Genomic DNA, 18,667 nt, shown 5'->3' on the forward strand with positions numbered 1-18,667 from the left:
CAGTAGAGGAGGTCAAAAATGAAGGCAATAGGCTTGATTGAAACTAGGGGTTTGACAGCGGCTATTGAAGCGCTGGACTCAATGGCAAAAGCGGCAAATGTCAGTTTAGTTGATTTAAAGAGAGTCGGATCCGGCCTTGTCACCGTCATTATTGAGGGCGATGTCGCAGCAGTGTCTGCAGCTGTTGAGGTTGGGAAGACTGCACACACCATGACAGGAGGAGAACTGGTTTCGGCTAATGTTATTCCCCGCCCTCATTCAGAACTTCGCAAAATTCTTTAAAGGAGGTGCATAATGTGTGTCTGACTTTATTAAAAGTGTTGTAGAAGAAGTGATGAAGCCTTACGGCAAGTCAAAAGTAAATCCTATTAATGGGGTTTCCAACCAGTCCCCCCCAAGCAGGCAGCAGGGAAAGAAGAAGAATATACCGGGCATTACCCGGCCTAATTACCAGAAGGAAAAAATGAATAAAAGAATATCAGTTCATCATTCAGTACCGGTCAAGACTGCAGAGCCACATCAAAACCTTAAAAGGCAACCAGTTTCTCATTCTGCACCCAAGTCTTCAGCTAAGGAAAAAATTGCACAGCTTCAAACCCTATCCCTGGTACAGGGGAAACATCCGGTTTCTTCCAATGCTGGCTTTGCTGATATAAAACCTGACCGTAATGCAAGAGAAAGCCAGCTTATCGGACAAACGCCGGAGGGTGTAAAAGTCTGGCTGTTCTCAGAGCTTCATCCAGCTCTTGAAAGCTCTTTTCAGCGGGAATTAAAAACAGCCTCAATCGGTGTAGTCATTTCAGAAAAATGCACGCCAGGGCAGTTATTTATGCTGAATGACCTTTTAAGAGAGTTTCCTTCTTTAAGATATTGCCTGACATGGGACAAAAACAGCGGGAAATCTTTTTCGCTGGAGCTATATGAAGAGAATCATGGGATACTATTAAACGCCTTAAAGAGCTTCTTTAAAAAACTTTCCCAAAAATCCTTTAAAACTACTCAAATCTATAGAGAAAAATCCCCCAGTCCATGGCTTACTAAACAATTGGGGCTGAACTCTTCAATCGGCGGTGTGGCTGTCATTGAAGGGATCGACTATTATTCGGGTATTTTGATCCTTGACCGTTACATGAAAAAAAGCACTTCTGAACATTTCAATTTTTTAATAGAGAAGAAATACTTGCTGCTTCATGGACACTATGATGATGTTTCACGCATCTCTGATCAGCTTCATAAGGAATTCGACAGAATTAATTAGTTGTAAGCCAGCATCTCTGTCACAGATCAGAAACTATTCATCCCGGAAGCATCTTATAGGCATGGAGAGATGATTTGTCTATTTCATAGGAGGGGGATTTACCAGTTGCAAGCATTGGGACTGATTGAAACCGTTGGTTATTCAACAGCAGTTTCTGCAGCAGATGCAGCCGTAAAAGCAGCAGATGTAGAAATTGTAGGAATTGAAAAAGTAATAGGAGTGGAGAGCTATCTGGGGGTTACAATCCATTTTAACGGGGATGTAGCGGCAGTGAAGTCTGCTGTCGATGCTGGTGTTAGTGCTGCAGAAAGAATTGGAAAAGTAATTTCTGCTCATGTCATCCCGCGTGCCCACAGTGAAGTAGCAGGGAAGCTGCTTCCGAATTTTAAGCTGGAAGATATGCATCCTGGAAATGATGCTCAAGGGGGTAACAGACTAGAGGTTAACCCGAATAGAAAAAAGCAAGCAAAAGAGAGCAGCAACTTTAATGTTAACGATACAGACAAATCATCAGGTTAATAAATTTAAGGAGGAAACACACAATGGGTGAAGCATTGGGATTAATCGAGACAAAAGGTCTTGTAGGCGCAGTAGAGGCAGCGGATGCAATGGTTAAAGCAGCTAATGTGGAGATCTGCGGATATGAAAAAGTGGGATTTGGTCTTGTAACGGTTATGGTCAGAGGAGATGTTGGAGCAGTTAAAGCAGCCACCGATGCAGGTGCGGAAGCGGCCAGCAGAGTTGGAGAACTCATTTCGGTACATGTCATCCCAAGGCCGCACAGCGAAGTTGAAAGAGCTCTTTTATCAAAAAATATCGGTGAATAAGCATGAGCAGCAAAAAGCAGAGTGTTATGGCAAAAAACACTCTGCAGGAGCTTTACCTGCGAAATGACAGCTGCAGAGACAGAAAACCTCACATCCTGGCTCTATTAACCTCTCATATGATAGGGATGGAACCAGGATTTTCTTACTTGAAAAAGTTAACAAAGAAAGATATTACACTCAGAATGGCTGCTGAGGAGGAAATGCTAAAACAATTTCCGCTTCAGGAGTTAGTTAATCTGACTGGAAATGACGATTGGATCTCTCCGACAGCGTTTCATGCCCAGCCAATTGATCAATTCGATGAGATCTTTTTGCCTATTCTATCCTTTTCTTTAATAACAGACATACTGTCCCTTAACGAAAAGAGACCAATTGTGCAGATCATCCTAAAGGGCTTATTGAAGGGAAAACGGATCACGGCTTTAAAGGCTGGAGGTGATCCCTTCAGCCAATATTGGAAACTGAAAGGAATGGATAAAGGCCCCGACATGTTAAAAAGGAAGCTCAATGAGCAGATGACAGAACTGAAGATGCTTGGAATCAGATTAATAGATTTCCATCAACAAGCAGAATTTGATGTTCAGCATGTGAAGAAAACGGTTATTACCGATGAATCAGTCCGGTTTGCCCGCTTTAGTAAGCTTGATCAAATAGCTGTTCCAAAAGGGGCTATCATTACCCCCCTTGCAAGAGATACAGCAAAGGAACTGAAGATCGAAATCATTCTACATTAAGGAGAAGGTCTTTATGCAAATGGGAATAGTGGTTGGTCGTGTAACTGCCACAAGAAAAGATGATAATCTTGTGGGCACAAAATTATTAATTACCCAGCCTGTAGGATTGGACGGCACGCTGTTACCGAACCCCATTATAACCGTTGATACTGTTGGTGCCGGAATAGGAGAGAAGGTCATATATGTGACTGGAAGCATGGCATCAAGAGCCGTCCAAAATAAAGATGCTCCTATAGATGCGGCCATTATCGGAATTATTGACAGTGTAGAAGGGGAGACAGGGGGTTAATAAATGGATGCAATAGACATAAAAAAGGCAGTGCAATACCGCAAGCTTATTGACGTGCTGCTTGATTCCAGCCAGTTTGCTGATGTAGTCCTGAAAGGAGGATACTTCATCAATGTCATCACCCGGGAGATCTATGAAGCAGACGTTGCGATGAAAGGTGAATATATTTTAATGGCGGGAGATGCAAAAGACTTAATCGGGCCAAAAACGAAAGTGGAAAACATTCAGGGGAAATTCGTATGTCCCGGGTTTATTGATTCTCATATGCATTTTGAAAGTGCAATGCTGACTTGCACGGAATTCTCCAAGCTTTCCATTCCGACTGGGACCACCACGCTGATTGGAGATCCGCATGAAATTGGAAATGTCCTGGGGGTTCACGGGATGCAGGCGATGATTGAAGAAGCAAAGACACTTCCAAACCGGATCCTTTTCACGGTTCCCTGCGCGGTGCCTGATGCTCCCGGACTTGAAACCTCCGGATTTGATGTGACTTCCAAGGATATGAAAGAGCTATTGGCTGACCCAAATGTACAGGGAATTGGAGAGATACAGAGCTTCAGCAATATCAGGCCGGTATATGAGCATGCCCCGGAATTAATAGACGACCTTGTTGCCGCAGTTTCGTATGCAAACAGTATAGGAAAAACGGTTGAAGGGAATGCACCAGGATTGTTTGGCAAAGAGCTTGCCGCTCATATTATCAGTGGCGGGAACCATGTGTCCTGCCATGAGACTACGACAAAAGAAGAAACTGTCGAAAAGCTGCGCAATGGTGTAAGTGTGTTTATGCGTGAAGGCTCTTCCCAAAGAAATATGGCAGACTGTATCCGTGCCATAACAGAGGATGGGCTCGATTCCCGCCGTGCAATCCTTGTATCAGACGATATGGTGCCTGCTGATCTGTTAAATTACGGACATATGAATGATATTGTCCGCAGAACTATTGCTGTAGGCATTGATCCTGTGGAGGCCATCCAAATGGCGACCATAAATCCGGCTTCCCATTTTGGCTTTAAAGATGTTGGGGTAATTGCACCAGGCAAACGGGCAGACGTTGTCGTGATCAGCGACCTGAACAATATGACCGTTGACCAGGTATATCTTGCAGGAAAAAAAGCAGCTGAAAAAGGCGAATTAACCATAGATATTGCTCCTTACATATATCCGGAAAGTGTGAAAAAGTCAGTGAGGAGAAAACCTGTAACACTCAAGGAGCTGGCTATTGAGGCTTCAGGCAGCCGAGCAAAAGTAAGGGCAATTGAAGCTATACCTTTTCAGAACTTAACTGGCGGAAGCGAGTTCACTCTGAATGTCAAAGACGGCATTGTGCTGCCTTGCCTTAAGCAGGATGTGCTGCCGCTTCTGGTTGTAGAACGCCACGGCAGAACAGGAAAAATCGGTAAGACTTTCCTGCATGGCTTCGATTTGAAAAGCGGTGCCATTGCAGAAAGCGTCGCCCATGATACACACAATATCATCGTAACAGGGACAAACTACGAAGATATGGTAACTGCGGTGAACCGTGTAATTGCAATGGATGGCGGAATAGCGATGATAAAGGATAGCAAAGTAGTCGGTGACCTGCCATTGAGGATTGGCGGTTTAATGACAGACGAATTAACTGGAAAAGAAATGAGTGAAAAGGTAGACGAATTGTCGCAGCTTGCAAAAGATGTTCTTGGCTGTGGCATGGAGGTTCCGTTTATGCATTTATCATTCTGGTCACTGGTAACAAGCCCTAAGTGGAAAATTACAGATATGGGACTGATCGATGTAGATAAATTTGAGGTCATTCCGACCATTATTAATTGAACTTAAAAGCGGCGTTCTCTGCCGCTTTTCATATAGTAAAAAAATTAGCAGGGCAAGGAGGAATAGCATGGGAGTTAAATTAGTCGATTTAACGCAGGAAATTTATCAGGGAATGCCTGTTTTTCCCCTTCATCAAAAAACAATGATCTTCCCAAATATCTCTCACGAAGAAAGTGAAAAGCAAGTGGGATTTATGTTTGCAACCAATAATCTATTAATCAATGAACATGGCCCTACCCATAGCGATGCAACCTATGAATATGATCCAAACGGCAAATACATCGATGAAATGCCGCTTGAATATTTTTACGGGCCCGCAGTTTGCCTGGATGTGTCCCACATCCAGCCTGATCGATATATTACAGACCGTGATCTCGAGGAGGCATTGCGAAAATCACAGCAGTTTATTGAAAAAGGAGATATCGTTCTCCTCTATACCGGCCACTATAATCGCTCTTATGGTACAGACAAATGGCTCACAACCTACACGGGCCTGAATTATCAAGCAGCCAAATGGCTGGCTGAAAAAGGTGCGGTCAATATAGGCATCGATGCCCCGGCCATTGACCATCCGGATGATCCGAAGTATTCCGGGCACCTCATTTGCCGGGAATATGGGATAACCAATACGGAAAATCTCTGTAATCTCGATCAGATTGCAGGAATGCGATTTCTATATTTCGGACTGCCGCTCAGGATTCGAAAAGGAACGGGATCTCCAGTTCGTGCTGTAGCCGTTTTCATTGAATAACAACAAAGGTTGGTGATCAAATGAAAGAGGTTTTTAACAAGGGGAAGATCAGAGACGAAATGATTATCCCCCCTTATGAAGGAAGAAGCGCCCTGATTCACAAAGGAGAAGAGCTCATAATTATTGATATGGAAGGAAAACAAGTGGGGGATTTTGTCTGTTTTAACTATAAAGATCCTGAGGAACATGTTTCACCTGTTCATATGCGTGCCTCATTAAGCAGCATTCGGCTTAAAACGGGAGATTGGCTTTACAGCAACCGCCGCCGCCCGCTGATGCAGCTAGTGGAAGACACTGTTGGAAAACATGATTTCTTCTTTCCTGCTTGTGATTATTACCGCTATAAAGTTGATTTTGGCAAGGAGGATCACCCAAATTGCCATGATAATATTGCGGCTGCTTTGAAAAAGTATGATATTCACCCCCCTGTCATTCCGGATCCCATCAATATATTTATGAATAATGTCCTTGATGATGCTGGTGATTATGTCATTACCGAGCCTCTTTCCAAGCCTGGTGATTACATAAGGCTGAAAGCATTGTGCGATGTTGTCATTGCCTGTACAACCTGTTCCCAGGACATGGCACCGGTTAATGGGTTTAAAGTGACCCCTATTAAAATGCAAATAGTGGAGGCGGATTAATGAATGACATTCAGTTTCTTCAGCAGCTGCTTCAAATCGACAGCTCTAATCCGCCAGGAAACGAACATTTAGTGACTGAAGCTTTTATTAACAGATGCAAACAAAATGGTCTGCCGTTTAAAGTGACAATACTTGATGAGACTCGAAGCAATTTTGAAGTTACGCTTCCGGGAAAAAGCGGTAAACAGCTAGTCTTATGCGGCCATATGGATACCGTTTCTCCTGGAACGGGAGAATGGATTTACTCTCCATTTTCAGGTGAAATCGCAGATGGACGCATATATGGCAGAGGAGCATCTGATATGAAAAGCGGTCTTGCAGCGATGTTCCTGGCATTGGAAGAGCTGTATCTCACGAGTACTGTACCCCCTGCTGGCGTTACTTTTTTGGCAACAGCCGGGGAGGAAGTCGACAGCTGCGGGGCAAGGGCTTTTATAAAGGAGAATGACTGCAGAAAAATCGATGCACTAATCATTGCCGAACCGACAAATGAAAAAATTGTGATTGGCCATAAGGGAGCTCTTTGGCTTGAAATAACAGCATATGGAAAAACCTCTCACGGTTCGATGCCCGAACAGGGAATAAATGCAGTAGATCACATGCTTAAAATAGTCCGGCTATTGGATGAAATGAAAATTGAATGGATGACAGATAGGAAGCCACTCGGACAAAGCAGCCTGGCTGTTACCATGATTGAAGGCGGAGTGCAGACCAATGTCATTCCAGATAAATGCAGCATCAGAGCAGATATAAGAACCGTCCCTCCTCAATCCCATTCCAGTTTTATAAACATGCTTAAATCCAAACTTGATCTGCTGATGGATCAGGAAGAGATTTATAAATACAGTGTTGAAACCATCCTGGACCGTCCATCTATTTTAACGGATCCTGCTGAGGACATTATTCAAATAGCGCAAATGATTAAGGGCGAATCGCCAGCAAACCATTACGGGGTGTCCTACTATACAGATGGTGCCGTTCTTAATCCAAGGAGTGAAATTCCTACCTTGATTTACGGCCCAGGAGACGAAAAGCTTGCCCATCAGCCAAATGAGAGCGTGAGTCTGGCGGCTTATCAGCGCTCCATTCAATTTTACAAGCAGCTTATCATGACTTATGGAAAACTGGAGCCCGGAGAAGCAAGTCCTGTACAAGGGGGAGGAAGAAGTTGAGCAGTATACTGATAAAAAATGCTGAAATCATCACGATGAACGCAGCTGAAGAAATCGTTTTCGGCGACCTTTATATTGTGGATGACCGCATCATGGAAATTGGCCAGAGTTTAACACATAAAGCTGATAAAGTAATGGATGCTTCAGGAAAAACAATCATACCGGGATTTATCCAGACACATATACATCTATGCCAGACATTATTCCGAGGACAGGCTGATGATCTTGAACTGCTTGATTGGCTGAAACAGAAAATCTGGCCGCTGGAGGCTTCGCATGATGAAGAATCCATCTATTATTCTGCCATGCTGGGGATTGGTGAATTGCTTCAAAGCGGAACAACAACTGTGGTGGACATGGAAACGGTCAATCATACCGAATATGCATTTCAGGCCATTGCCGAGAGCGGCATACGGGCACTTGCCGGAAAGGTCATGATGGATAAGGGGGATGAAGTTCCAGTTCCGTTAAGGGAAAATACCTTAAAGTCCATCCAGCAAAGCGCAGATCTGCTTGAGAAATGGCATAACAGCGATAATGGACGAATACAATATGCCTTCTGTCCCCGTTTTGTAGTTTCCTGCACAGAGGAATTGCTGAAAAGTGTCAGGGATCTTTCTGCACAGTACAATGTAAGAGTCCATACGCACGCATCAGAAAATGCCAATGAAATTCTGCTTGTTGAAAGAGAATTAGGCATGCGGAATGTAGTTTACTTGGACAGCATTGGGCTTGCCAATGAAAGGCTGATTCTTGCGCATTGTGTTTGGCTAGATGAAGAAGAAAGAAGGATCATCAAAGAGCGTGGTGTAAAGGTCAGCCATTGTCCGGGATCCAATTTAAAGCTGGCATCAGGTGTAGCAGAAATTCCTTCTTTATTGGATCAGCAGGCTTTTGTCAGCCTGGGTGCTGATGGTGCTCCCTGCAATAACAATCTGGATATGTTCAATGAAATGAGATTGGCTGCAATCATTCAGAAGCCTGTACATGGACCAACAGCAATGAATGCCAGAACAGTCTTCAGAATGGCTACGATCGGCGGAGCTAAAGCAGTTGGAATGGAAAAGGAAATCGGAAGCCTTGAGCCCGGAAAGAAAGCAGACCTTGCTATTCTTAATCTGAATGATTTTCATGTGTATCCGTCATTTGATATCGACACCATCTCGAGGATTGTCTATTCAGCCACTCGAGCAGATGTAGAAACAACCATTGTAAACGGGAAAATCGTCATGGAAAATAGGAAGCTAAAAACGGTTGATAAAGAAATGGTGTTAAGAGAAGCGAACATCAGCATAAAGAGGCTGCTTAAAAGATTAGAGACAGCCGTTTATTAATCTTCTATTTCGGCTGAAAGCAAATCAGCCGTTTTTTTATGGTAAAATATAGTAAAGAGGAGTGATGATGTGAAAGCCGGCATTTTGGATCATGCAAATCTAGTGCAGGCATCCGAGTTTATTGCAGGAATGAACTCTCTGCGCCAGTGTCATATAGGGTATTTGGGGACCAGCCAAAACGATATTCTTCATAGTCTGGAAGAAATGAATAGTGATGCCGAATCAGCTGCATTTATTATCTGGAAGGATGGCGCAATTGCAGGCTTTCTGGGAGTAGATGCTGATCTTAATAAAGGGACAGCAGAATTATGGGGTCCTTTTGTTCAGGAATTTGAATTTTTGAGACTTTTATGGGAAAAAGCACTTCATTATTTTGAAGGAAACCTGCATTCTTACTTTCTGTTTGCGGATACAGCCAACCATACTGCTGCCGAATTTGCTTTAAGTAACGGATTCAAGCCGCAATCTGCTCAGACATACATGGAACTGAAAGGAAATCCCAGTAATGAATTAAGAGATATCAGTTTATTGCCGCCTCACAGCCATAGCGAGTTTATCCATTTGCATGATACATTGTTTCCCCATACATATTATTCAGGAAAAGAGATTATCGGAAGATTGAGTGACGAACACAAAGTTTATACATCTGGTGATGCGGATGGATTAAATGGCTATTTATATGCAGAATACAATCGTGATGAAAAAGAAGGAAGCATTGAATTCATTGGTGTGAAATTCTGTAAACGCAAGAAGGGCATTGGACGAAAATTGCTTGATATGGCGGTTCATGACCTTTTTGTGAATGCTGGAGCCGCAAGCATTAAGCTTTGTGTGGGAACAACCAACCAGAAAGCCCTGTCTCTTTATAAAAAAGCAGGATTTAAAGTTGAAAGGTCATTGAGTTTTTATAAGCTGTATATTTGGGAATAAGAGCAATAAGTTAGTGCGCTTTTAAGATTTTAGGTAAAATATAATTAACCAGAAAAATTGGAGGGAACAAAATGGCTATTGAAAATCCAAGCAGGGACCAAATCGGTGTTCTATTAAAAAAGGCAAAGCGGATTGCTGTTGTGGGGTTAAGCGGAAATCCTGAACGCACATCCTATATGGTGTCAGAGGCGATGCAAAAAGCCGGCTATGAAATTATCCCGGTTAATCCCGCTGTTGATGAGGTACTTGGTGTAAAGGCTGTAGCAAGTCTTAAAGAGATCGAGGGGCATGTAGATATCGTCAATGTATTCAGGCGTTCAGAGTTTCTTCCGGAAATTGCTCGGGAGTTTGCCGAAATAGATGCTGATATCTTCTGGGCTCAGCTTGGAGTGGCAAACCAGGAAGCATATGATTTTCTAAAAGAAAAAGGCTGCACTGTCATCATGGACCGCTGCATTAAAGTTGAACACGCACTAACGAAATAAACTCAGCATGAGGTCTGCTTAAGATCTCATGTTTTTTATTTTTTATAGAATCCCTGTAAATAAAGGGTTTGTGTAACGGAAATAATCAGGATAAATCTTTTAAATCCCAAGATCTTATTTGCCAAAACCAAATAAATAGATAAAATAAAGCATAGACCATCCTAAATTATATGGTAAAATATGAATACAGAACATCTGTTCTAGCCTTGGGATATCAAAGGAAATGGACTTAAAAGCCGAATTCTCATACGGGTGTTCTTAGTGCCGAGATTTTGACGGCATGTGTTTTTGCAGGAAATGAAAGGGGTATGTTCGTGGCAAGAAATCAGGAAGCTTTTGACTACAATGATGATGCCATACAGGTACTCGAAGGGCTTGAAGCTGTTAGAAAACGCCCTGGGATGTACATTGGAAGTACGGATGCAAGGGGTTTGCACCATCTTGTATATGAGATTGTCGATAACGCTGTCGATGAAGCGCTGGCAGGTTACGGGGATCATATCATTGTCAAAATACATAAAGATAATTCAATTAGTGTTCAAGATAAAGGACGCGGTATGCCTACAGGTATGCACAGAATGGGCAAGCCGACTCCAGAAGTCATATTAACTGTCCTTCATGCAGGGGGAAAGTTTGGCCAGGGAGGCTATAAGACAAGCGGCGGGCTGCATGGTGTTGGTGCATCCGTAGTCAACGCCCTCTCAGAGTGGCTTGTTGTTAAAATTAAACGTGATGGCTTTGTGTATGAACAGCGTTTCGAGCTGGGCGGAAAGCCGGTTACAACGCTCGAAAAAGTGGGCAAGACAAATCAATCAGGAACTACCATCCACTTTAAGCCAGATCCGTCGATTTTTTCGACTACCACGTATAATTACGAAACACTCTGCGAGCGGCTTCGTGAGTCTGCATTCCTTCTAAAAGGAATGAAAATAGAAATCATAGATGAACGTAATGACTTTCATGACGTTTTTCATTATGAAAATGGCATAGAAGCATTTGTTGAATATTTAAATGAAGAAAAGGATATTCTTCACCCTGTAGTAAGCTTTGAAGGCGAGAGCAATGGAATTGAAGTGGATTTTGCTTTTCAATTCAATGATGGATATTCGGAAAATGTCCTTTCGTTTGTTAACAACGTCCGCACAAGAGACGGCGGTACGCATGAGGCTGGGTCCAAAACAGCGATGACAAGGGCTTTTAATGAATATGCCCGCAAAGTGAATCTTCTGAAGGAAAAAGATAAAAACCTGGATGGAGCGGATCTGCGGGAAGGATTCACGGCTATCGTCTCTGTTCGTGTTCCGGAGGAGCTTTTGCAGTTTGAGGGCCAGACGAAAGGCAAACTGGGGACCAGTGAAGCACGGTCGGCTGTTGATTCAGTTGTTTCCGAGCATTTGTCTTATTTCCTTGAAGAAAACCCTGAGACAAGCTCTCTATTAATTAAAAAAGCGATAAAAGCTTTCCAGGCGAGAGAAGCAGCCCGCAAAGCACGTGAGGAAGCAAGAAGCGGGAAGAAGCGGAAAAAATCTGAAGCCATGCTTTCAGGAAAACTTACACCAGCACAGTCGCGCAACCCGCAAAGAAACGAATTGTACCTGGTTGAGGGCGATTCTGCCGGGGGATCTGCTAAACAGGGCAGGGACAGGCGCTTCCAGGCTGTGCTCCCGCTTAGAGGTAAAGTAATCAACACGGAAAAAGCAAAGCTCCAGGATATCTTTAAAAATGAAGAAATCAATACCATTATCCATGCAGTCGGAGCAGGCGTTGGCTCAGATTTTAATCTGGAAGATGTCAACTATGATAAAGTAATCATCATGACAGATGCCGATACCGATGGAGCACATATCCAGGTGCTTTTGCTTACTTTCTTTTACAGGTATATGAAACCGCTGCTTGAAGCGGGCAAGGTATTCATTGCGCTGCCTCCTTTATACAAAGTCAGCAAAGGTTCAGGCAAAAAAGAAGTGATTGAGTATGCATGGAGTGATGATGATCTTCAGGATACCATTAAAAAAGTGGGTAAGGGATATATGCTTCAACGCTATAAAGGTCTTGGCGAAATGAACGCCGATCAGCTATGGGAGACGACTATGGATCCAGAGTCGCGCACACTGATCCGCGTTAAGATTGATGATGCAGCAAGAGCTGAACGCCGTGTGACCACATTGATGGGTGATAAGGTTGAACCGCGCCGCAAATGGATCGAGTCCAATGTGGCATTCGGCCTTGAAGAAGATGGAAGCATACTTGAAAATGAGAATATTTCAGTGCTAGAGGAGGAGGGTGATGAATCATGAGTTCTGCTGAAAAATTCCGGGACCTTCCTCTTGAAGATGTATTAGGCGACCGCTTTGGGCGTTATAGTAAATATATTATTCAGGATCGTGCCCTTCCCGATGCTCGTGATGGATTAAAGCCTGTTCAAAGACGGATCCTTTATGCCATGCATGTAGAAGGCAATACACACGAAAAGGGCTTTAGAAAGTCTGCTAAAACAGTCGGAAATGTAATCGGCAATTATCATCCGCATGGCGATACTTCTGTATATGACGCCATGGTGCGGATGAGCCAGGATTGGAAGGTTCGAAACCTTCTTGTTGAAATGCACGGCAATAATGGGAGCATCGATGGAGATCCTCCGGCAGCCATGCGTTATACAGAGGCACGATTATCGGCCCTTTCTTCCGAATTGCTGAGAGATATTGAGAAAAGAACCGTTGAATTTATCCCGAACTTTGATGATACTTCCAGTGAGCCAACCGTTTTGCCCGCTGTCTATCCGAATTTGCTAGTCAATGGCTCAACAGGTATTTCTGCTGGATATGCAACGGATATTCCGCCTCATCATTTAAATGAGATTATTGATGGGGTTATTTTACGGATAGATAAGCCGGATTGTTCTATCGATGATCTGATGGAGCATATTAAAGGACCTGATTTCCCTACTGGAGGCATCATCCAGGGAGTCGATGGAATTAAAAAAGCTTATGAAACAGGAAGAGGAAAAATTATTGTCCGCGGAAAGGCCGAATTCGAAGATTTGCGCGGAGGCAAAAAGCAAATTGTCATAACTGAAATTCCTTATGAAGTGAATAAAGCCAATCTGGTAAAGAAGATTGATGAATTCCGACTGGACCGGAAAGTCGAAGGCATCGCCGAAGTCCGTGATGAAACGGATCGGACAGGCCTTCGGATTGTGATTGAGTTAAAAAAGGATGCAGATCCTGAAGGCGTCCTTCATTATCTGTACAAAAACAGTGATTTGCAGATCCCTTATAACTTCAATATGGTTGCTATCCACAATCGTCACCCGAAATTAATGGGTTTAAGAGAGCTTCTGGATGCCTATATCGGCCATCGTAAAGAAGTTGTTACACGCAGATCTCAGTTTGAGCTGCAAAAGGCTGAGGCGCGTCAGCATATCGTTGAAGGCCTGATGAAGGCTCTTTCCATCCTGGATGAAGTGATTACGACAATCCGGGCATCTAAAGATAAGCGGGATGCAAAAGATAATCTGATTGCAAAGTTTGAGTTCACTGAACCTCAGGCTGAAGCAATTGTTTCCCTCCAGCTTTATCGCTTAACCAATACAGACATTACTGCCTTAAGAGCAGAAGCTGAGGAGCTTGCTAAGCTAATCGGCGAACTGAAATCCATTTTGGAAAGTGAGAAGAAGCTATTCTCTGTTATAAAAAAAGAGCTAAGAGATGTCAAAAAGCGTTTTGCCGATGAACGCCGTACGAGAATTGAAGCGGAGATCGAAGAAATCAAGATCAATCTTGAAGTTCTGGTAGCCAGTGAAGATGTGATTGTAACGGTAACAAAGGAAGGCTATGTCAAGCGCACAAGCCAGAGGTCGTTTGCCGCCTCAAACGGACAGGATTTTGGCATGAAGGATTCAGACAGGCTGATTGCAAAGCTTGATATGAATACGACCGATGTTCTCCTTGTGTTTACGAATAAAGGAAACTATTTATACTGTCCAGTACATCAGCTGCCGGATATCCGCTGGAAGGACCTTGGACAGCATATTGCCAATATCATACCGATCGACCGGAATGAATCGATTGTCCGGGCTATTCCAGTTAAAGATTTTGAAACGGAAGAATACCTGCTCTTTATGACGAAAAATGGAATGGTAAAGAAAACCGAGCTAAAAGCTTATAAAGCTCAAAGATATTCCAAGCCGCTTGTGGCAGTTAATGTAAAAGGCACTGATGAAGTTCTTGACGTTTATTTAACAGATGGCACGAAGGAAATATTCCTTGCCACTCACCAGGGATTCGGCCTCTGGTTCCATGAAGAGGAAGTAAGTATCGTTGGTGCCCGGGCAGCAGGCGTTAAAGGCATTAACCTTAAAGACGGCGATTTTGTCGCAGGTGCTCAGCTAATTGAGGATCAGAAAGAGCAGTCTGTCGTGATTGTTACACAGCGAGGATCTATAAAAAAAATGAAGATGAGCGAATTTGAACGGACTTCCCGTGCCAAGCGCGGTGTAGTGATGCTTCGTGAATTGAAATCTAACCCTCACCGTATTGTTGGGTGTGTGATTGTCAGAAGCAAAGATGAAATATACATTGAAACGGAAAAAGGCCATATTGAAGCAGTTATTGCTTCATCCATCCGCTTTAATGACAGATATTCCAATGGATCGTTCATCATTGACGAATCCGAAAGCGGTAAAGCAAAATGCATCTGGAGGGCTGAAGAACCTAAAAATGATTCAGATGCCCCTGCCGAATAATCCTTTTGAATCCCCCTGATAATGACAGGGGGATTCATTTTATATTTTTGCATAAATAACGAATAAAATATTATTTGAAAACGTTTAAAGAACCGATTACAAGGGAATATAAATTTTAGCATTTTTCTTTTAAAACAAGAATTTATTGTGTTTTTTAAGGCATTGGAATGAATATACGTCTTGTCTATTAAAAATTCTTTTGATAGATTAGAAGAGGTGTTATTTTTGTGAGATAATAAATGCCGTAAATTAAGAAACAGGGGGGAAATGAATGAATTTATTTTTAGAAGGTTTAAATTCGGCTGTCGGCTTTCTAAATGATATTGTCTGGACTTATATTTTAATTGCAGTACTTATCATTTTAGGCCTCTATTTCAGTCTAAAAAGCAAATTTGTACAATTCCGTTATTTTGGAGAAATGATTCGGATACTTGGCGATAAAACCATGGTTTCTGCAGAAGGAAAAAGAGGGATTTCATCTTTCCAGGCATTTACAATCAGTGCTGCTTCCAGGATAGGGACCGGCAACATGGCTGGCGTTGCTACAGCAATAGCGGCCGGCGGACCAGGTGCCGTATTTTGGATGTGGGTCATTGCCTTTTTAGGCGCCGCCTCAAGTTTTGTGGAGAGTACTTTAGCACAAATCTATAAGGTCAAAGATAAAGACGGTTTTCGCGGCGGTCCTGCTTATTATATGGAAAAAGGACTTAATAAACGCTGGATGGGCATTTTGTTTGCTGTTATCATCACTTTCTGTTTTGGACTTGTATTCAACTCAGTCCAGTCCAACACCATTTCATTAGCTTTCAATGAAGCATTTGGCACAAGCCGCATGACAATTGGATTGATTCTTGCTGCCTTAACGGCTATTATCATTTTTGGAGGAATTAAGAGAATAGCCTATGTATCACAAGTTATTGTTCCGATTATGGCGGTCATTTACTTAATTGTTGCCATTGTAATAGTAATTATGAATATAACTGAAGTACCAAATCTTATTGCAACGATTGTTAAAAGCGCATTTGGTATGGATCAGGCCTTTGGCGGGGCAATGGGCGCTGCTGTCATGATGGGTATTAAAAGGGGCTTATTCTCCAATGAAGCCGGAATGGGAAGTGCACCCAACGCTGCTGCAACGGCTGCTGTTTCTCACCCTGTTAAACAGGGGTTAATACAAACTTTAGGTGTATTTGTAGATACGATTTTAATTTGTTCTGCGACTGCCTTTATGATTATCCTTTCAGGAGCTTATACATCACCAGATCTTTCAGGTATACAATTAACTCAAACAGCATTGTCATCTCATATTGGCACATGGGCTCCTATTTTTGTGGCTGTGTCAATCTTTCTTTTCGCATTTAGTTCTGTTATCGGCAATTACTATTATGGGGAAACGAACATTGAGTTCATTAAGGAAAGCCCATTGGCAATTTTCATTTATCGTATTAGCGTTATCGGCATGGTCATCTTTGGGGCTTTAGTCGACCTGGCAACAGTTTGGGGCCTTGCAGATTTATTTATGGGCATTATGGCTTTAATAAATCTGGTTGCTATTACCATGCTCGGGAAAATTGCATTCGCTGCACTCAAGGACTATAAGGCACAGAGAAAAGAAGGAAAAGATCCTGTGTTCTATGCTGACTCTATTCCGGGTCTAAAAGGGATTGAATCATGGGAAACCAAGGAAAATGCATTAAAGAAGAAGGCAGCTAAATAATTTATTTCTGCAAAACCTCTTATCCTTAGGATAGGAGGTTTTTTGTGATTTTACATGTTATTTCCATAAATGGGCAAGATAATAAAAAATTAGGGAGGATTAGTAAATGAAAAAAGAATTGCTTTTTGCGTTTGCGGCTTTCTTTTTTATGTCTCTATCCGCCATAACAGGTGTATATGCTGGTGAGGAAGAACAAAGAGCTGTAACGGTGTCAAAAGATAAAGTGGATGTAACAGGTGATAATAAGGCGGATACCGTCTATATTAAGGGTGTTTATTATGAGGAAGGCGCGTCCTTTTTAAAGGAAATATCACTCGAAATAAAGGCTTCAGACGGTAAAATATATAAAGCAGAGCTTGCAGGAGGCTATGAACCTCAAATACAGTTTGAGGATTTAAATCATGATTCCATTAAAGATATGTTTATAAGTATTCCAACAGGGGGAAGCGGCGGTCTGTCGAATTTTTATTTATATACGTTAAAGGACTTCATGTTAACAGAACTGGCAGTTCCAGACCCTTTAGTGATCAATAGCCAATTCGAAAATGGCTACAAAGCCAATATTAGCATTCAAGAAACCAAACAATCATATACGTTTGATTTAAGGGACCGGAGCGAGGAATATGAACGGCTTGGTCTGTATTTAAACGGAAAACTAAGTGAACCCACTGAACTAATGGTAAACCCTTATAGCACGCTGAAGATCATCCCTGTTGAAGGCCAAAACGGATTATTGGGAGTTCAGAGAATTAGCGGTGCTTATAATGCAGATACAATCGCATTTGTAGAATCTTTCTGGCTGTATGAAGAAGGGAAATGGATGTTAAAAGACACCAAAGTGATGAAAATGAATTCCCGCAAGCGTTAACGATATGGGCATTTGTCACGTTTCTTTCAGCACCCCATATACTGGGCATATGGAAATTTGTATATGGGGGCGCTTATTATGAGTAATTTTAATCCATCTAAGCTGTCGGTTATATATTTGCCTCCTGCGACGGAATTCAGGCCCGTAGACAGCAGGAAATATACACTTACACACTCAGATGCAACAGGAGAATTATTTTTGGCGATAGGTGAATGCTATGATTTTAATGCAGTCAATCGTAAGTTCCGCGATGAAGCATTTGCTGAATGGATTCCCCAAATGGGGCAGTATGTTCTGAGCGGAAGGGTGTATATCAGCGGCGGAGAATTCGATCAGCAATACGCAAAAATAAGGTTTCTTATCTTCCAAAAAGAATTGGATCTGGCGCTGACAGCGATGGTTTATGGAGATAGATGCTTTTTTACCAATTATCCCTGGCTGCTTGATTCGCCAATCTTTATATATTTTGAATCCGTTTACCCGGAGTTCAGCAAGCTGCTTTATTACGGAACTCCCAGAAAATATTTAAGTGCTGCATTGCAGCCAGTATGAAAAAAATGCGCGTGATGGAACGTGTGTTCCGTTTTGTGAAAAATGGCTCTAAACGCAGCAACAAATGTAAAAGAAGCTGTATTTTATCATAAAAGCAAAGGAGCGATTAGAATGAAGAAAGAACAGGAGAAAACATTTGGATTGAGTTATGAATCGGATGGAGAGATGGGGGAAAAAAACAAAAGCAATATTAAGGATAATAAAGAACAAGATGATATGTTTTTTAATATTACACAGGATAGTGAATAAATTAAATGGATTTAGACATATGGTTGTGTATAAAAATGTTATGTAAACTAGATGAAAAAAGTATCAGTTAAGAGGGATCATTGAATATCTGTGAAATATCGTTTTTTAAGAATTGATTGAACAAATATTTATCCATAGCTTCAGCAAGAAAAACATGAATTAGTTCTTTAAAAATAAATTTGAAAATGATTCAATTCAATTTTCGCAGATTAAACCATTTAAGTAATATTTGACTGAAAATTTTCATGTTGTCTCACTATCTTAAGTATACTTCGATAATGAGACAACAATTTCATTT

19 protein-coding genes are annotated in these 18,667 nt (G+C 42.1%); all 19 read left to right on the plus strand.

The genetic code is table 11. The annotated features are described in order from the left end of the window. Positions 1-18: 18 nt before the first annotated feature. The 19 genes from AC0VZ9_RS12715 (at position 19) to AC0VZ9_RS12805 (ending at position 18,369) form a co-directional block, all read left to right on the plus strand. Complete coding sequence (locus AC0VZ9_RS12715) at positions 19-282, plus strand: BMC domain-containing protein (RefSeq protein ID WP_009334689.1); 264 nt, start codon at positions 19-21, stop codon at positions 280-282. A 16-nt stretch (positions 283-298) separates the two neighbouring features. Beyond that, positions 299-1,258: a hypothetical protein gene (locus AC0VZ9_RS12720; RefSeq protein WP_475397449.1), complete on the plus strand. Its 960-nt coding sequence runs from the start codon at positions 299-301 to the stop codon at positions 1,256-1,258. Positions 1,259-1,363: 105 nt separating this feature from the next. Further along, positions 1,364-1,777 carry a BMC domain-containing protein gene (locus AC0VZ9_RS12725; RefSeq protein WP_009334687.1) on the plus strand — a complete coding sequence of 138 codons (414 nt, stop codon included), beginning with the start codon at positions 1,364-1,366 and terminating at the stop codon, positions 1,775-1,777. Between the two features lie 23 nt (positions 1,778-1,800). Beyond that, a complete protein-coding gene (locus AC0VZ9_RS12730) occupies positions 1,801-2,085 on the plus strand; it encodes a BMC domain-containing protein (RefSeq protein WP_009334686.1) in 285 nt (94 codons plus the stop codon). Positions 2,086-2,087: 2 nt separating this feature from the next. Then, positions 2,088-2,819 carry a hypothetical protein gene (locus tag AC0VZ9_RS12735; RefSeq protein WP_019379977.1) on the plus strand — a complete coding sequence of 244 codons (732 nt, stop codon included), beginning with the start codon at positions 2,088-2,090 and terminating at the stop codon, positions 2,817-2,819. Positions 2,820-2,832: 13 nt separating this feature from the next. Then, entirely contained in the window at positions 2,833-3,108 is a 276-nt protein-coding gene (locus AC0VZ9_RS12740) for a EutN/CcmL family microcompartment protein (RefSeq protein WP_019379976.1), read from the plus strand. Between the two features lie 3 nt (positions 3,109-3,111). Next, on the plus strand, positions 3,112-4,923 hold the full coding sequence (gene ade / locus AC0VZ9_RS12745; RefSeq protein WP_019379975.1) for an adenine deaminase: 1,812 nt from the start codon (positions 3,112-3,114) through the stop codon (positions 4,921-4,923). Between the two features lie 67 nt (positions 4,924-4,990). After that, on the plus strand, positions 4,991-5,674 hold the full coding sequence (locus AC0VZ9_RS12750) for a cyclase family protein (protein WP_192908569.1): 684 nt from the start codon (positions 4,991-4,993) through the stop codon (positions 5,672-5,674). A 20-nt stretch (positions 5,675-5,694) separates the two neighbouring features. Continuing rightward, positions 5,695-6,318: a DUF1989 domain-containing protein gene (locus AC0VZ9_RS12755; protein WP_019379973.1), complete on the plus strand. Its 624-nt coding sequence runs from the start codon at positions 5,695-5,697 to the stop codon at positions 6,316-6,318. Continuing rightward, the gene (locus tag AC0VZ9_RS12760) at positions 6,318-7,490 is read left to right on the plus strand and encodes a M20 family metallopeptidase (RefSeq protein WP_251175514.1); all 1,173 of its coding nucleotides are present in this window, start codon (positions 6,318-6,320) and stop codon (positions 7,488-7,490) included. The genes AC0VZ9_RS12755 and AC0VZ9_RS12760 overlap by 1 nt, the downstream gene beginning before the upstream one ends. Continuing rightward, positions 7,487-8,824 carry a 5'-deoxyadenosine deaminase gene (locus AC0VZ9_RS12765; RefSeq protein ID WP_251175513.1) on the plus strand — a complete coding sequence of 446 codons (1,338 nt, stop codon included), beginning with the start codon at positions 7,487-7,489 and terminating at the stop codon, positions 8,822-8,824. Before AC0VZ9_RS12760 ends, AC0VZ9_RS12765 begins: the two co-directional genes overlap by 4 nt. Positions 8,825-8,893: 69 nt before the next feature. Continuing rightward, on the plus strand, positions 8,894-9,754 hold the full coding sequence (locus AC0VZ9_RS12770) for a GNAT family N-acetyltransferase (RefSeq protein WP_475397450.1): 861 nt from the start codon (positions 8,894-8,896) through the stop codon (positions 9,752-9,754). Positions 9,755-9,825: 71 nt separating this feature from the next. Then, entirely contained in the window at positions 9,826-10,239 is a 414-nt protein-coding gene (locus AC0VZ9_RS12775) for a CoA-binding protein (protein ID WP_009334673.1), read from the plus strand. 314 nt (positions 10,240-10,553) lie between these two features. Next, complete coding sequence (parE, locus tag AC0VZ9_RS12780; RefSeq protein WP_475397451.1) at positions 10,554-12,536, plus strand: DNA topoisomerase IV subunit B; 1,983 nt, start codon at positions 10,554-10,556, stop codon at positions 12,534-12,536. Next, complete coding sequence (gene parC / locus AC0VZ9_RS12785) at positions 12,533-14,983, plus strand: DNA topoisomerase IV subunit A (RefSeq protein WP_475397452.1); 2,451 nt, start codon at positions 12,533-12,535, stop codon at positions 14,981-14,983. Before parE ends, parC begins: the two co-directional genes overlap by 4 nt. 271 nt (positions 14,984-15,254) lie before the next feature. Continuing rightward, a complete protein-coding gene (locus AC0VZ9_RS12790; protein WP_475397453.1) occupies positions 15,255-16,700 on the plus strand; it encodes an alanine/glycine:cation symporter family protein in 1,446 nt (481 codons plus the stop codon). A 106-nt stretch (positions 16,701-16,806) separates the two neighbouring features. Next, a complete protein-coding gene (locus AC0VZ9_RS12795) occupies positions 16,807-17,568 on the plus strand; it encodes a hypothetical protein (protein WP_019379968.1) in 762 nt (253 codons plus the stop codon). Between the two features lie 78 nt (positions 17,569-17,646). Beyond that, a complete protein-coding gene (locus AC0VZ9_RS12800; protein WP_475397454.1) occupies positions 17,647-18,120 on the plus strand; it encodes a staygreen family protein in 474 nt (157 codons plus the stop codon). 111 nt (positions 18,121-18,231) lie between these two features. Further along, positions 18,232-18,369 carry a hypothetical protein gene (locus AC0VZ9_RS12805; RefSeq protein ID WP_019379966.1) on the plus strand — a complete coding sequence of 46 codons (138 nt, stop codon included), beginning with the start codon at positions 18,232-18,234 and terminating at the stop codon, positions 18,367-18,369. Positions 18,370-18,667: the final 298 nt, after the last annotated feature.

The organism is Cytobacillus sp. QJM3NY_8, from assembly GCF_056173585.1.

Coding starts and splice junctions, on each gene's coding strand:
- AC0VZ9_RS12775 (WP_009334673.1), top strand. CDS start 9,826: ATGGCTATTGAAAATCCAAGCAGGGACCAAATCGGTGTTCTATTAAAA.
- AC0VZ9_RS12715 (WP_009334689.1), top strand. CDS start 19: ATGAAGGCAATAGGCTTGATTGAAACTAGGGGTTTGACAGCGGCTATT.
- AC0VZ9_RS12755 (WP_019379973.1), top strand. CDS start 5,695: ATGAAAGAGGTTTTTAACAAGGGGAAGATCAGAGACGAAATGATTATC.
- AC0VZ9_RS12735 (WP_019379977.1), top strand. CDS start 2,088: ATGAGCAGCAAAAAGCAGAGTGTTATGGCAAAAAACACTCTGCAGGAG.
- AC0VZ9_RS12790 (WP_475397453.1), top strand. CDS start 15,255: ATGAATTTATTTTTAGAAGGTTTAAATTCGGCTGTCGGCTTTCTAAAT.
- AC0VZ9_RS12795 (WP_019379968.1), top strand. CDS start 16,807: ATGAAAAAAGAATTGCTTTTTGCGTTTGCGGCTTTCTTTTTTATGTCT.
- parC (WP_475397452.1), top strand. CDS start 12,533: ATGAGTTCTGCTGAAAAATTCCGGGACCTTCCTCTTGAAGATGTATTA.
- AC0VZ9_RS12805 (WP_019379966.1), top strand. CDS start 18,232: ATGAAGAAAGAACAGGAGAAAACATTTGGATTGAGTTATGAATCGGAT.
- AC0VZ9_RS12800 (WP_475397454.1), top strand. CDS start 17,647: ATGAGTAATTTTAATCCATCTAAGCTGTCGGTTATATATTTGCCTCCT.
- AC0VZ9_RS12730 (WP_009334686.1), top strand. CDS start 1,801: ATGGGTGAAGCATTGGGATTAATCGAGACAAAAGGTCTTGTAGGCGCA.
- AC0VZ9_RS12740 (WP_019379976.1), top strand. CDS start 2,833: ATGCAAATGGGAATAGTGGTTGGTCGTGTAACTGCCACAAGAAAAGAT.
- ade (WP_019379975.1), top strand. CDS start 3,112: ATGGATGCAATAGACATAAAAAAGGCAGTGCAATACCGCAAGCTTATT.
- AC0VZ9_RS12760 (WP_251175514.1), top strand. CDS start 6,318: ATGAATGACATTCAGTTTCTTCAGCAGCTGCTTCAAATCGACAGCTCT.
- AC0VZ9_RS12750 (WP_192908569.1), top strand. CDS start 4,991: ATGGGAGTTAAATTAGTCGATTTAACGCAGGAAATTTATCAGGGAATG.